General features: G+C 63.2%; 12 protein-coding genes. 4 read left to right on the top strand and 8 right to left on the bottom strand.

What is annotated here, in order from left to right:
• The first annotated feature begins 37 nt into the window (after window positions 1–37).
• Window positions 38–1,027, top strand: coding sequence for a serine/threonine protein kinase (locus KUV45_RS16965; protein ID WP_222163487.1), 990 nt, complete (start codon window positions 38–40; stop codon window positions 1,025–1,027).
• Between the two features lie 76 nt (window positions 1,028–1,103).
• On the opposite strand, the gene KUV45_RS16960 is transcribed toward KUV45_RS16965, so the two are convergent.
• The gene (locus KUV45_RS16960; protein WP_222163485.1) at window positions 1,104–1,640 is read right to left on the bottom strand and encodes a hypothetical protein; all 537 of its coding nucleotides are present in this window, start codon (window positions 1,638–1,640) and stop codon (window positions 1,104–1,106) included.
• A 588-nt stretch (window positions 1,641–2,228) separates the two neighbouring features.
• Between KUV45_RS16960 and folE the strand changes: the two genes are divergently transcribed.
• The 3 genes from folE to KUV45_RS16945 all read left to right on the top strand — a co-directional run bounded on the left by folE (window position 2,229) and on the right by KUV45_RS16945 (window position 4,790).
• Window positions 2,229–2,786 carry a GTP cyclohydrolase I FolE gene (folE, locus tag KUV45_RS16955; protein WP_206943322.1) on the top strand — a complete coding sequence of 186 codons (558 nt, stop codon included), beginning with the start codon at window positions 2,229–2,231 and terminating at the stop codon, window positions 2,784–2,786.
• Window positions 2,787–2,829: 43 nt separating this feature from the next.
• Window positions 2,830–3,243, top strand: a complete 414-nt coding sequence (gene folX / locus KUV45_RS16950; protein ID WP_206943320.1) for a dihydroneopterin triphosphate 2'-epimerase — start codon at window positions 2,830–2,832, stop codon at window positions 3,241–3,243.
• 86 nt (window positions 3,244–3,329) lie between these two features.
• Window positions 3,330–4,790, top strand: a complete 1,461-nt coding sequence (locus KUV45_RS16945; RefSeq protein WP_206943317.1) for an NAD-dependent succinate-semialdehyde dehydrogenase — start codon at window positions 3,330–3,332, stop codon at window positions 4,788–4,790.
• Between the two features lie 166 nt (window positions 4,791–4,956).
• Here the strand turns inward: KUV45_RS16945 and purH are convergent, their stop codons facing one another.
• The 7 genes from purH to dsbD form a co-directional block, all read right to left on the bottom strand.
• On the bottom strand, window positions 4,957–6,537 hold the full coding sequence (gene purH, locus KUV45_RS16940) for a bifunctional phosphoribosylaminoimidazolecarboxamide formyltransferase/IMP cyclohydrolase (protein ID WP_206943316.1): 1,581 nt from the start codon (window positions 6,535–6,537) through the stop codon (window positions 4,957–4,959).
• Window positions 6,538–6,607: 70 nt separating this feature from the next.
• Window positions 6,608–6,940, bottom strand: coding sequence for a DNA-binding transcriptional regulator Fis (gene fis, locus KUV45_RS16935; RefSeq protein ID WP_206943314.1), 333 nt, complete (start codon window positions 6,938–6,940; stop codon window positions 6,608–6,610).
• Window positions 6,937–8,049: a tRNA dihydrouridine synthase DusB gene (dusB, locus tag KUV45_RS16930; RefSeq protein WP_206943313.1), complete on the bottom strand. Its 1,113-nt coding sequence runs from the start codon at window positions 8,047–8,049 to the stop codon at window positions 6,937–6,939. The genes fis and dusB overlap by 4 nt, the downstream gene beginning before the upstream one ends.
• A 114-nt stretch (window positions 8,050–8,163) precedes the next feature.
• A complete protein-coding gene (gene prmA / locus KUV45_RS16925; protein ID WP_206943312.1) occupies window positions 8,164–9,081 on the bottom strand; it encodes a 50S ribosomal protein L11 methyltransferase in 918 nt (305 codons plus the stop codon).
• 132 nt (window positions 9,082–9,213) lie between these two features.
• Window positions 9,214–10,554, bottom strand: coding sequence for an acetyl-CoA carboxylase biotin carboxylase subunit (accC, locus tag KUV45_RS16920; RefSeq protein ID WP_206943311.1), 1,341 nt, complete (start codon window positions 10,552–10,554; stop codon window positions 9,214–9,216).
• A 46-nt stretch (window positions 10,555–10,600) separates the two neighbouring features.
• Complete coding sequence (gene accB, locus KUV45_RS16915) at window positions 10,601–11,074, bottom strand: acetyl-CoA carboxylase biotin carboxyl carrier protein (protein ID WP_206943310.1); 474 nt, start codon at window positions 11,072–11,074, stop codon at window positions 10,601–10,603.
• A gap of 108 nt (window positions 11,075–11,182) precedes the next feature.
• Window positions 11,183–13,162, bottom strand: coding sequence for a protein-disulfide reductase DsbD (gene dsbD / locus KUV45_RS16910; RefSeq protein ID WP_222163484.1), 1,980 nt, complete (start codon window positions 13,160–13,162; stop codon window positions 11,183–11,185).
• Between the last annotated feature and the right edge of the window lie 339 nt (window positions 13,163–13,501).

Genomic DNA, 13,501 nt, shown 5'->3' with positions numbered 1-13,501 from the left:
TGCCGCGGTCGTTTCCCACCTGCGCGCTGGAGTCTCCATGAGTACCTCGACCCCCTTCCATGAACTGTCGCCCCAGCGCGTCGTAGACGCGATCGAGTCCTTGGGATTCTGGCTATCGGGTGAGCCCTTCGCGCTGAACAGCTACGAGAATCGCGTCTACCTGGTCAGAGATGAAGAGGGCGGACGCTGGGTGGCCAAATTCTACCGCCCCGGTCGTCTCTCATCGCAGGCAATACAGGAAGAGCACGCCTTTCTGGCAGAGCTCGAGGCGGCTCAGGTGAACGTCGCCGCGCCCTGGTGCGATGATGCGGGTAGTAGTCTGCACGAGGTCGACGGGCAGCGGCTGGCACTGTTCCCCCACCTGCCGGGTCAGGCACCCGAGCTGGAGAATCCTGATCATCTGTTCGCGCTCGGAGAACTGATTGGCAGGGTCCACGAGGTGGGGCGCCGCGGACGCTTTACGCAGCGCACACAGCTGGTGCCATCGATCATGGCGGAGCAAGCACGCGAGACGATTCTTGGCAGCGACTGGTTGAGCCAGCGTCAGCGCGACAGCTATGCCTCGGTAGCAAAGACGCTGGTAGCCACCCTGGCGCGCTTCGATGATGCGGCAGGGGCTGCGTTGCGCGTCCATGGCGACTGCCATGTCGGCAACATGCTGGGACGAGACGATCACTTTGCCCTGGTCGACTTCGATGATGCGCTGATGGCGCCGGCGGTACAGGATCTGTGGATGTTGTTTACTGCCCAGGCTCCCGAGGAGAGGACGCAGCAGCTGTCCGAGGTGATCGAAGGGTACGAACAGGTATTGCCGTTTGAGCGTGGCGAACTGGCGTTGATAGAACCGCTGAGGACGCTGCGCGTGATGCGTCACAGCGCCTGGCTGGTGGGGCGTTGGGAAGACCCGGCCTTTCCCCGAGCGTTTCCCTGGGTGGCGGATCACGGCTACTGGGATGAGCATATCCGCCAGCTGGAGCAGCAGCGCCTGGCGCTGTCCGACAAGGAACGCTGGTTGGCCGGAGGCTGACGGCGTTGATCGGTTGGCAGGCGCGGGAGCAGTGATGCCAGCTTCCCGCGCTTTACGACGGTGGCGGTGGTGAGGTCTAGTCGCCGGTCTCGTTGTTGCCGTCGGCCTCAGTACGGGGGCCTGTGCGGCGCCGCTCGGCATTCAGCTCGGCTGAAGGGTTGGGCATCTGCTCGATGTCGAGGGCGTGGGTAAGCTCCAGCTGGAAGACGTGGTTCGCCTCAAGCTCACAGCCGTTGTCATCACAGGCATCGAGCCCGAACTGGCCGTCCGTGTCATAGGCGCCCGCCACCAATTCTCCCGAATAGATGTGGCTGTCTCCCCCCTCGGTCTCCACGCAGGTCAGTGCCTGTGTAGTGATTCTCAGGCGATCCCCGTCACGCTTGGCATCCCCCACCAGAACACAATAGTGCGGCAGATCGGTGCGGCCGCTGGCGTCGCTTGCGGGGGTCAGCATGACGTCGTGAAGCTGGTCCTGGGCGCCGTCCAGTGCGATGCCGTCGATCGTGGTGACGTCGATGCGAGATTGGGCGGGCAGGGCCAGACTGTCGGCCTGGGCGGTGGCGGCAAGCGCCATGCCGACGCAGGCGAGAGGTGACAGAAGGGCAATAGACAATGATGAAGGCCGGGACATCAGGCGGCGGCAGGACATAGGCGTTTCTCGCAGAAGATCGTACAGGGCAGGCGCTGTACTCATAAGCGCACCGTGATTGATCCAGAACCGCGCTCGCTACCTAACCTTGCTCGCTAACGAGCCGCGATGGGATCAAGAACCGTGCTGACGAAAGCATCTTTCCGAAGAATGAGTCTGAGCGAAGTGGTCTCTGGACGTTGGCCTGTCCCAGCCACCCCACATGGCGGTTCGACGATAGCACAGCGCTGACAGCGGGGCAGCCACCACGACCGTTACGCGACACTGTGTCACGTTATCGGCGCCGGCAATGACGAGCATCCGGGCACCTCGACGCTAGCGGGTCGCGCAGGCCTGGGCTGTCGTTTGGCGTCTCCCCGACGTCATGCATCGTGGATATCGAACGGTAGGTTTGGCGAGCGGCCATCGCGAACTGCGACGAAGCGCCGGCTGCGGTAGACTTATGGGCACGAATCAGCAATAGTTGTATTTTAAACACTCAACGTACAGGTCTTGTATAGCTGGGAGCGACATTCCCGGCATGCCTGGGCGTCTCCCCTGAAGGGCTGGATCATGACTGAAGCACTCGCCAATCACTATCGACACATCATTGAGGAGCTGGGCGAGGACCCGGAGCGGGAGGGGCTTGTCGACACGCCCAAGCGAGCCGCCAAGGCGATGCAGTTTCTCAATCGTGGCTACACTCAGTCGCTGGAAGAGATCGTCAATGGGGCCGTGTTCTCCTCGGAGACAGATGAGATGGTGCTGGTCAAGGATATCGAGCTCTACTCGATGTGCGAGCACCACTTGCTGCCCTTCATCGGCAAGTGCCACATCGCCTACCTGCCTCAAGGCAAGGTGCTGGGGCTTTCCAAGTTTGCCCGGATCGTCGACATGTATGCTCGACGCATGCAGATCCAGGAGAACCTGACACGTCAGATTGCGGATGCGGTCCAGCAGGTGACCGGTGCCAGGGGGGTGGCAGTGGTGGTGGAGGCCCGCCATCTGTGCATGATGATGCGTGGTGTGGAAAAGCAGAATTCCAGCATGACATCCTCGGTGATGCTGGGTGCCTTCCGCGAAAAGGCCAGCACCCGCCAGGAGTTTCTGACGCTGGTCAGTGGCCGCTGATACCAGCCGCCGTCGTCAACCTGCCTCGAACACGGGAGGGGCTATGTCTCTGCACGTTCTGGGGGATCAGCATCTAGATCACGATCTCGCCACCATTCGCATCAAGAATCTGCGGTTGCGCACCTACATCGGTATCAAGGAGGAGGAGATCCTCAATCGCCAGGATGTGGTGATCAACGCCGTCATTCGCTACCGTGCGGACAAGGCCGTTGCGTTCAACCACATTGAACAGGCCTTGAACTACCGCACGATCACCAAGGAAGTCATCGCCCTGGTGGAAGGCAATCGCTTTCAATTGCTTGAGCGCATGACCCGTGAGGTGCTCGACCTGATCATGAGTCACGAGCAGGTATTGACCACTCAGGTCGAGATCGACAAGCCCCATGCGCTGCGGTTTGCGGACTCTGTTTCGATCACCCTGTCAGCATCCCGCGCCGCGGATGAGACGTCGGCGTGATGCCAGTGTGATACGGGTTGGCGATCCGCCGGTGAAGCGCTTAGCATGAAAGTGATGTTCCTTTCGCCATATCGCCAGGAGGCTAAATGAAAGCCCTACAGGAAATGCCGCTGTATCGCCCCTTCGCCTACATTGATGGCAGTTGGGTGGCAGCCGACAGCGGGGATCAGATCGAGGTCGTCAATCCGGCCAATGGCGAGGTCATCGCGCAAGTGCCACGTCTTGGCCGAGCCGAGACGGAGACCGCTATCGGAGCGGCCGAGGCCGCCTTGCCGGCCTGGCGGTCGCTGACGGCACAAGAACGTGCGGACATCCTGATGAAATGGTACGAGCTGATGCTCGAGCATCAGGACGAGCTTGCGACCATCATGACCCTTGAGCAGGGCAAGCCGCTCAAGGAAGCCGCTGGTGAGATCGTCTATGCCGCCAGCTTCCTGCGCTGGTTTGCCGAGGAAGGGCGCCGCGTCTATGGCGAGACGATTCCAGCGGTGAAGTCCAGCCAGCGCATCGTGGTCACCAAGCAGCCGGTAGGCGTCTGTGGCGCGATCACCCCATGGAACTTCCCGGCCGCCATGATTACGCGCAAGGCCGGGGCTGCCTTGGCGGCGGGCTGTACCATCGTGGTCAAGCCGGCCAGTCAGACCCCCTTGTCGGCCACTGCGCTGGCGCTGCTGGCCGAGCGTGCGGGAGTGCCGCGTGGCGTGTTCAATGTGGTGCCGGGTTCGGCCAGCGAGATCGCCGCTGCGCTGACCGAGTCGCCGGTCGTGCGCAAGATCACCTTCACCGGGTCGACCGAAGTCGGTCGCACGCTGATGGCCCAGGCGGCCCAGAATATCCAGAAGGTGTCGCTGGAACTGGGCGGCAACGCGCCGTTCATCGTGTTCGAGGATGCGGATCTGGACGCCGCTGTCAGCGGTGCCATGGCGGCCAAATTCCGAAATGCCGGTCAGACCTGCGTCTGCACCAACCGCTTCCTGGTCCAGTCGAGCGTGGTGAACGCGTTCAGCGAGAAGCTCGCGGTGGCAATGAACAGCGAGCTTCAGGTTGGCGACGGGACCGAGGACGGCGTCAATATTGGTCCGCTGATCGACGAAAATGCCGTCAGCAAGGTCAATGAGCATGTTCAGGATGCGGTCGACAAGGGCGCCGAGCTGTGGATTGGCGGTCATCCTCATCCCTTGGGCGGCAACTACTTCACACCGACCCTGGTCAGTGGCGCCAGCAGCGAAATGAAGGTGGCGCGAGAAGAAACCTTCGGCCCATTGGCGGCGGTGTTTCCCTTCGATGACGAGGAAGACGCGGTTGCCCTGGCCAACGATACCGAATTTGGGCTTGCCGCCTACTTCTACTCGAAGGACCTGGGCCGCGTATGGCGGGTTGCCGATGCACTTGAGTACGGTATGGTCGGCATCAACACCGGCTTGATTTCCAATGCTGCGGCCCCGTTTGGCGGCGTCAAGGCGTCAGGTCTGGGGCGCGAAGGCGGTCACCAGGGCCTGGCCGAGTTCCTCGAAACCAAGTATCTGTGCATGGACATCGGTGAGTGACGTCAAACTGAGCGGCCGTGAGCGATAGCGGCCGCTTCCCTGACGCTCAATGCTCAACAAAAGGGCCTCGACGCATGCGTCGAGGCCCTTTTGTTGAGTGCAGGCAAGCACCGTTGCCGGTGCCCGCGTAGCGCCCGCCACCCGTTGAGGTAGCGGGTAGCTGCCTTCAGTGGCGGAAGTGACGCATGCCGGTAAATACCATGGCGATGCCGGCCTCATTGGCGGCGTCAATCACTTCCTGGTCGCGCATCGAGCCGCCAGGCTGAATGACGGCGGTAATGCCGGCACTGGCGGCGGCATCGATGCCATCCCGGAACGGGAAGAAGGCGTCTGAGGCCATGACCGAGCCGGGCACTGAGAGTCCTTCGTCGGCCGCCTTGATGCCGGCGATACGAGCGGAGTAGACGCGGCTCATCTGGCCTGCGCCCACGCCGATGGTCTGACCATCCTTGGCGTAGACGATGGCGTTGGACTTGACGTACTTGGCCACCTTCCAGGCGAAGGCCAGGTCACGCATTTCCTGCTCGCTGGGCACCCGCTCGGACACCACGGTCAAATCGTCGCGCTCGACCATGCCAAGGTCACGATCCTGGACCAGCAGGCCACCGGTGACGCGCTTGAGGTCGTGGGCAGCGAGCTGCTCGCCGGGCCAGTGAGCGCTGATATCCAGCAGTCGCACGTTCTTCTTCTCGGCGACGATGGCGATGGCGTCGTCACTCACCCCAGGGGCGATGATGACTTCAACGAACTGACGATCGATGATCGCGCGGGCGGTGTCTGCATCCAGCGGCACGTTGAAGGCGATGATGCCGCCAAAGGCGCTGGTCGGGTCGGTGGCGAAGGCCTTGTCATAGGCTTCGCGCGCGCTGGCGCCTACGGCCACGCCACAGGGGTTGGCGTGCTTGACGATGACACATGCAGTGTCAGCAAAGCTCTTCACGCACTCGAGTGCGGCGTCCGTGTCAGCCACGTTGTTGAACGACAGCGGCTTGCCCTGCAGAGTCACCGCGGTGGAGACGCTCGGCTCGCTGGCGTTGTCTTCCACGTAGAAGGCCGCCTGCTGGTGAGGGTTCTCGCCGTAGCGCATCGACTGCTTCTTGGTGAGCTGCAGGTTGTAGGTGCGCGGGAAGCCGTCATCGCTACCTTCGACCAGGCGTCCCAGGTAGTCGGCAATGGCACCGTCGTAGCCTGCGGTGTGCTCGAATGCCTTGACGGCCAGGTCGAAACGCGTGGGCTGGGTGACGGCCCCTGCGTTGTCGCGCATTTCAGCAATCACTCGGTCATAGTCCGCCGCGTTGACCACGATGCTGGTATGGGCATGGTTCTTGGCGCAGGAACGCACCATGGTGGGGCCACCGATATCGATGTTCTCGATGGCATCCTCGAGACGACAGTCCGGGCGGGCGATCGTGGCAGCGAAGGGGTAGAGGTTGACGACCACCATGTCGATAGGGGCGATGTCATGCTGTTGCATGACGGCATCGTCCTGTCCGCGCCGACCCAGGATGCCACCGTGAATCTTGGGGTGCAGCGTCTTGACCCGGCCGTCCATGATCTCCGGGAAACCGGTGTGCTCCGAGACTTCCGTCACGGCAATGGCGTTGTCGGCCAGCAGGCGGTAGGTGCCGCCGGTGGAGAGCAGTTCGACCCCCATATCGGACAGGGCGCGGGCGAAATCGACGATGCCGGTCTTGTCCGACACGCTGATCAGGGCGCGGCGAACGGGGAGGGGAGAGGGCTGGGCCATGGGAAGGTCTCTATTGCGAGGAAAAACGATAGGGCGAGAAAAGGGAGCCGTCAGGCTCCCTCGAATCGGTCTAGATCAGGTCGTATTGCTTGAGCTTCTTGCGCAGCGTGCCGCGGTTGAGCCCCAGCATCTCAGCCGCCCGGGTCTGATTGCCGCGGGTATAGCTGAGTACCGAAGACAACAAGGGAGCCTCGACCTCCGCCATCACCATGGCATGCAGGTCGGTCACGGTTCCCCCATCCAGGTGATCAAAATAGCGTTCCATGGCGGCAAATACGGCTTCGCGCAGAGGGCGCTCATCGGCGGCCTGAGCCGCTGTCGGCGGGAGGCCGTCGATGGAACGCTCTGAGGTGTCGAGTGGCGAGGCAGATGCCGACTGGTCGATGGGTGGCTGGCTGGTCATGCGGCACGGGTTCCATGGTGTGCCACGGCCCTGGCCACACGCTCCGCGGCGGTAGCTGGGTCGTGACGAAAAAGTTCGTCGATAAAGTCTTGCTGGCCCTGGACCGACGTCAGGCCATTGAAGGTGGCCTTCAGCGCGCGGCGACTATCGTCCTCCAGGCGCTGATCGCTGGACAGGTACCATCCCAGGTGCTTGCGCGCGATTTTCACGCCCATGTGCTCGCCGTAGAAGGCGTGCAGGGCGTTAAGATGCGCTCCCAACACCTCCCGGCGCTCATCATCGGTCGCCGGTGGCAGTAGCTCGTCATGCGCCAGATAGTGAGCGATTTCGCGGAAAATCCAGGGGTTGCCCTGGGCCCCGCGGCCAACCATCACGGCATCTGCACCAGTATAGTCGAGCACGCGGCGTGCCTTTAGCGGGTCGGTGATATCGCCATTGGCGAACACCGGGATGCGAATCCTCGATGCGACCTCGGCAATGGTGTCGTATTCCGCGTCGCCCTGGTAGCGCTGCTGACGATGGCGGCCATGCACCGCCAAGGCCTGGATCCCCGCGTTCTCGGCCAGCGTCGCAATGCGTACCGCATTGTTGCTGTCCTCGCACCAGCCGGTGCGGATCTTCAGGGTCACCGGTATGTCCACGGCAGCGACCACCGCGTCGAGAATCTCGGCCACCAGCGCTTCGTCACGAAGCAGGGCTGAGCCGGCAGCCTTGTTGCAGACCTTCTTGGCCGGGCATCCCATGTTGATGTCGATGATTTCGGCACCCTGCTCGGCATTCAGCCGAGCGGCGGTAGCGAGCATCTCGGCGTCGCCTCCAGCGATCTGCACCGCCCGTGGTCCGGGTTCGCCGCGGTGATCCATGCGCAGCCGTGACTTTCTGGTATGCCACAGGTTGGGGTCAGAGGTGACCATCTCGCCCACGACCAGGCCTGCTCCCAGCTGTCGACACAAGGCACGAAAGGGCCTGTCGGTCACGCCCGCCATAGGCGCAAGAATCACCGGGCTGGCCAGCTTGTGCGGGCCTATCCAGGTGTCCTGACGGGGCGTGGTCCGGCGAGCTGAAGGCTGGCTGACCTGTGGCTGGTGACTGGGACGTTGGTCTGACATGGGCGTTGCCGTCGTTCCGGGGCTGCATATCATACGCCTCGAAGGCGCCTTGGTGAAGGCATCAACGAGGCGTTTTCCTGATCAAACGCTGGGTGTGACCAGTGTCATCAATGTTCAGCGAGTCTCTGGGCGATAACCGGTCAGGCGTACCCAGCCGTCGCGCAGCTCAGGATCGTCCATGTAGAGCCCTTGATCGCGGTAAGCGTCGATGACCTCATCGGCCTGGGCCTCAAGGATGCCGGAGAGCGCCAGTCGGCCTCCGGGAGCGACATGGCCTGCGATGGTGGGAGCCAGTTCGACCAGAGGGCCAGCCAGGATGTTGGCCAGTACCAGCGGAAAGGTCTCACCCCCCATCTGTTCCGGGTAGCGCAGTGTCAGGCGTGAGGCCTCGATAGCGTTACGCTCGGCGTTGTCGCGGCTGGCGGTCAGCGCCTGTGGGTCGATGTCGGTGGCCACGGCACTGGCGGCACCGAGTTTCAGGGCGGCAATGGCGAGGATGCCTGAACCGCAGCCCACATCCAGCAGTTCAACGTCGTCCAGGGCGCCATCAACGGCCAGCCCGTCGAGCCATTCGAGGCACAGCGCTGTGGTGGGGTGGGTGCCGGTGCCGAAGGCCAGTCCGGGGTCGAGGTGCAGGTTCACCGCGTCATCCTCGGGTGGCTGGTGCCAGCTGGGGACGATCCACAGGCGCTGCCCCATGCGCAGAGGCTCGAAGCTGTCCATCCATTCTCTTTCCCAGTCACGATCATCGATCAGTTCGTGAGTGATCGTCGGGCAAGGCTCATCGGGCATCGTTTCCGCCCAGGCGCCGGCCAGCCGCTCCAGCATGTCGGCGAGGCCATCCAGGTCGTCGTAGAGTCCGGTCAGGACGGTGTGATCCCACAGCGGGGTCGTGCCCCTGTCGGGCTCGAACACCGGGTCGTCTTCGCCGTCCTGCAAGGTGATGGCCGTCGCACCTTCTGCGAGCAGCAGCTCCTCGAGCAGCTCGGCGTGCTGGGGAGGCACCTCGGCCTTGAGTTGGAGCCAGGGCATGGGGGTGTTCCTCGATGTCAGGTAAACGTCAGCGGGGCGGCCGAAGCCGCCCCGCTGTCGCTTGACGTGCGGCGCTAGCTGCCCGTCAAGCGATGGAAGGCCTGGAGTGCGCCGGCCGAAGCCTGCGCTCGCTTAGAGGCCCAGTTTCTTTTCCAGGTAGTGGATGTTGACCCCACCCTGCTGGAAATACCCGTCGCGCACCAGATCCTTGTGCAGATCGGTATTGGTCTTGATACCTTCCACCAGCAGCTCGTCAAGCGCGTTGCGCATGCGTGTCAGCGATGTCTCGCGGTCGGCACCCCAGGTGATCAGCTTGCCGATCAGGGAATCATAGTGCGGCGGTACGGTGTAGCCCGTGTACAGGTGCGAATCCATGCGCACCCCGAGACCACCCGGGGGATGGTACAGGGTGACCTTGCCAGGAGATGGCATGAAGGTGCGTGCATCCTCGGCATTGATCCGGCACTCGAAGGCGTGGCCGTTCAGCTCGACGTCTTCCTGACGGATCGACAGCGGCAGGCCGGAGGCAATGCGCAGCTGCTCGCGGACGATGTCCACGCCGGTGACCATCTCGGTGACCGGGTGCTCCACCTGGACGCGGGTGTTCATCTCGATAAAGAAGAACTCGCCGTCCTCGTACAGGAATTCGAAGGTACCAGCGCCGCGGTAGCCGATCTCGATGCAGGCCTCGCGGCAGGCGTCGAGTACCTTGGCCCGTGCATCGGGGTCGAGGCCCGGGGCGGGGGCTTCTTCCAGGACCTTCTGATGGCGCCGCTGCAGCGAGCAGTCGCGATCGTACAGGTGGATGGCGTTACCCTGACCGTCTGCCAGTACCTGGACTTCCACGTGACGCGGCTTCTCCAGGAACTTCTCCATGTAGACCGTGCCATCACCGAAGGCGGCGTGCGCTTCGGTGCGAGTCACGGTCACGGCGGAGACCAGGTGAGCTTCGGTGTGGACGACGCGCATGCCGCGGCCACCGCCGCCAGCTGCGGCCTTGATGATCACCGGGTAGCCGATGCGGCGAGCGGTCGCGATAAGCTCGCCTTCGTCGTCGCTCAGCGGGCCATCAGAGCCCGGTACTGTGGGCACGCCGGCTTTCTTCATCGCGTTGATGGCGCTGACCTTGTCGCCCATCAGGCGGATGGTCTCGGCTTTCGGGCCGATGAAGGTGAAGCCGGAGCGTTCGACCTGTTCGGCGAAGTCGGCGTTCTCGGACAGAAAGCCGTAGCCGGGATGGATCGCGCTGGCGTCGGTGACTTCGGCCGCGCTGATCAGTGAAGGAATGTTGAGGTAAGACTGGGCCGAGGAGGCCGGGCCAATGCACACCGCCTCATCGGCGAGACGCACGTGCATCAGCTCGCGGTCCGCCTTGGAATGCACCGCGACGGTCTTGATCCCGAGCTCCTTGCAGGCGCGCAGGATGCGAAGAGCGATCTCGCCGCGGTTGGCGATTAGAACCTTGTCCAACATGGTGGTGTCCGCCGAAAGTGAATGGTCAGGGAAGGCCAGGGCCTTCTCAGGAGATGACAACCAGGGGCTGGTCGAATTCAACCGGCTCACCGTCTTCGACCAGGATGGCCTCGACGACGCCGTCACGGTCGGCTTCGATCTGGTTCATCATTTTCATCGCTTCGACGATGCAGATGGTGTCGCCCTTGCGCACGCTGGAGCCGACTTCCATGAACGGTTTGGCGCCAGGAGCGGGGGAGCGGTAGAAGGTACCGACCATCGGCGAGACGACCGCCTGGCCCTGATAGCTGGGGCCGCTGTCGGCGCTGGCGGCCGGGGCCTCGGCAGGCGCTGGCGCAGGGGCAGCTGCCGGTGCCGGAGCGGCGGCAGGCCAAGGCTGAGCCGCCGGGGCCGGCTGCCAGCTGCCACCCTGGGGATGACGGCTGATGCGGACCGACTCTTCGCCTTCCTGGATCTCGATTTCGCTGATGTTGGACTCTTCCAGCAGTTCAATCAGCTTCTTGACTTTACGAATATCCATGACGTTGTCTCGATCGTGTGAAGTGTCTGTCAGGCGCTGTAAACCTGACGCAAGTTGTTAGAGATCGCCGCACGTTACCGTTTAATGGCGCCTCTATCGTGTCAGAATTCAGAGTAGTGCGGAGTTTGCCGAAAATTGCGCGGGTTGTCCAGCGAGGCCGAACGGTGTTCGTTCATGGTCTTTCGGCGTCGCTGATGCCGACGCTGCGGGTGTCGCAGTCAGCAGTTCGGTGACCGCGTCGAGGTGCTGCGCGAGGGAGGCGGCGTCAAGCTCGCCCTGTATTCTGGCCTGCCGAATTTCTGTTCCGTTGTGGAAGAACAGCAGGCTGGGAGGGCCGAACAGGCCCAGCTGGTCCAGTAGGGCTCGGCTGTCGGCATTTGACTCGGTCACGTCCACATCGATCCAGCGATAGCCGTCGAGCGCTGCCTGTACCTGCGGATCGGGAAAGACGTCACGCTCCATGATCTTGCAGGAAATGCACCACTCTGCCGTCACGTTGACGAATACGGGCCCCTGGTCCTGGGCAAGGCCCGCCTCAAGCTGATCGAGCCCGGTCACGACCTGGTCGGCGTGGGCCACCGCTTGTGTACCTCCGGCACTACCTGCGTTGGATGGGGAGGTCAGACCCTGCAGCGGCCTGAGCGGGTCGCTTGCGCCGCCGGCAGCACCGACTACCAGGGTGATCCCCCAGACCAGCAGAATGATTCCGAGTCCCTGTCGCACCCGCGGCCAGCCCGTGGGTGAGCGCATGTCCAGGGCCCCCAGCGTCAGTGCTGTACCGGTCGCCAGGCAAGCCCACAACAGCAACGACGCGGTCGCCGGCAACAGGCGTTCCACCAGCCAGATGGCCACCCCCAGCAAGAGAATGCCGAAGGCGGTCTTGACCCCGTTCATCCAGTGGCCAGAGCGTGGCAGCAGGGACGTGCCAAAGCCGCCGACCAGCAGCAGAGGAACACCCATGCCAAGGCCGAGGGCCAGCAGGGCTGCCCCGCCCACCAGGGCATCGCCGGTGGAGGAAATGAAGACCAGGGCGCCAGCCAGGGGGGCTGAAACGCAGGGAGACACGACCAGTACCGAGAGAGCGCCGGCGGCGGCCAGGCCGAGCGGCCCGCTTTGCTGGGCTCGGCTCTGCCAGGCGTCGATGCGCGAGCCCAGGCGAGAGCCGACACGCAGCTCAAATACGCCGAACATGGCCAGCGCAAACAGGGTGAACAGAAGGGCAAAGACGATCAGTACCGGAGCGGACTGCAGTCTCGCCTGGAGGTTGAGCCCGGCCCCGAACAATCCCATCAGGACGCCGACCAGGGCATAGGTAAAGGCCATGCCTGCGACATAGCTGGCCGACAGCACGAAGGCCCTGCCGCGCCCCGGATTCTGGCCAACGATGATGGACGACAGAATCGGGATCATCGGCAACACGCAGGGGGTGAAGGTCAGGCCCAGCCCAGCGAGGAAGAACAGGCCAAGCATCAGGGGCAGGCTGGCGTTCTGCATCAACGCACGGAAGTGGCCGTCCTCGCTGATCGGGGCACTGGCAAAGGCATTGTCGTCTGCGGCGCTGACGTCGGCATCCGAGGCGCTGGCCGACGGAGTGTCCGCTGACGGAGTGCCTGTGGCCTTTACGGCGTCGGCAAAGGCCGGCGGTGGTTCGGACTCCGGGGCGCTCAAGGTGAGGGTTTCGGGCGGGTAGCACAGCCCCGCATCGGCGCAGCCCTGGAAGGTCAGGGACAGCGGCAGCGGGCCCTGTTGGGGAGCGTTCAGCGGCGCGCTGAAGACGACGCTGTCATAGAAGACATTGACGTCACCCAGAAACTCATCGGTCTTGGCTTCCCCGGGGGGGAGTGTCAGCTCGCCCAGTTCGCCCGAGCCGTCTTGCAGGGCAAGGGCAAAGCGATGGCGGTAGAGATAGTAGCCGTCGGCGTTTTCCATGCCGACATAAACCCGCTCGCCGTCATGCCATGCAGTGGCGCTGAATGCCTCGTGGACGGGCAGGAACTCGTCGGAAGAAGAAGAGAAGAACTGTGCTTGTGCGGTCCAGGGAACCAGTGACAAGCAGATCACGATGAGTAGGCGTGTGGCGAGGAACACGTCGAATCCTTGTTGACGGTGAGGGTGTCGGGCGCACGTGACGAATGTTCAACGGCGGGAGAGCGGTAGCCTCCGCGGTCTGCTCATTCACCCGGCCCAGCAATAATGTCTTGCTACCAGGCCCATTGACGGTGCTCGCGAACTGGCCTGCGATGTGTGCTGGTGCACATACGTGGTCCTCGCGGCTTATCGTGGCCACGCGCTCCGCTTCAGACCGTGGAAGCACAGCAGGGTTCCCGATACTGTCGCGCTATGGTCTGATGCATGTCTGGGGTCGGGGCTATTCTACCACTGGGGCGATGACTTTCCTCCAGCGGGGAAGTCGCGAGCGGTGTTCGA

The organism is Halomonas sp. DP3Y7-2, from assembly GCF_019800795.1.
GTDB classification, from domain to species: Bacteria; Pseudomonadota; Gammaproteobacteria; order Pseudomonadales; family Halomonadaceae; genus Halomonas; species Halomonas litopenaei_A.
Note: the sequence above shows the minus strand (reverse complement) of the source record. Positions and strands in the feature narration are given on the sequence as shown.

Bases quoted from the DNA above. Each gene is read 5' to 3' on its own strand.
- KUV45_RS16965 (WP_222163487.1), top strand. From the start codon at position 38: ATGAGTACCTCGACCCCCTTCCATGAACTGTCGCCCCAGCGCGTCGTA.
- folE (WP_206943322.1), top strand. From the start codon at position 2,229: ATGACTGAAGCACTCGCCAATCACTATCGACACATCATTGAGGAGCTG.
- folX (WP_206943320.1), top strand. From the start codon at position 2,830: ATGTCTCTGCACGTTCTGGGGGATCAGCATCTAGATCACGATCTCGCC.
- KUV45_RS16945 (WP_206943317.1), top strand. From the start codon at position 3,330: ATGAAAGCCCTACAGGAAATGCCGCTGTATCGCCCCTTCGCCTACATT.
- purH (WP_206943316.1), bottom strand. From the start codon at position 6,537: ATGGCCCAGCCCTCTCCCCTCCCCGTTCGCCGCGCCCTGATCAGCGTG.
- fis (WP_206943314.1), bottom strand. From the start codon at position 6,940: ATGACCAGCCAGCCACCCATCGACCAGTCGGCATCTGCCTCGCCACTC.
- dusB (WP_206943313.1), bottom strand. From the start codon at position 8,049: ATGTCAGACCAACGTCCCAGTCACCAGCCACAGGTCAGCCAGCCTTCA.
- prmA (WP_206943312.1), bottom strand. From the start codon at position 9,081: ATGCCCTGGCTCCAACTCAAGGCCGAGGTGCCTCCCCAGCACGCCGAG.
- accC (WP_206943311.1), bottom strand. From the start codon at position 10,554: ATGTTGGACAAGGTTCTAATCGCCAACCGCGGCGAGATCGCTCTTCGC.
- accB (WP_206943310.1), bottom strand. From the start codon at position 11,074: ATGGATATTCGTAAAGTCAAGAAGCTGATTGAACTGCTGGAAGAGTCC.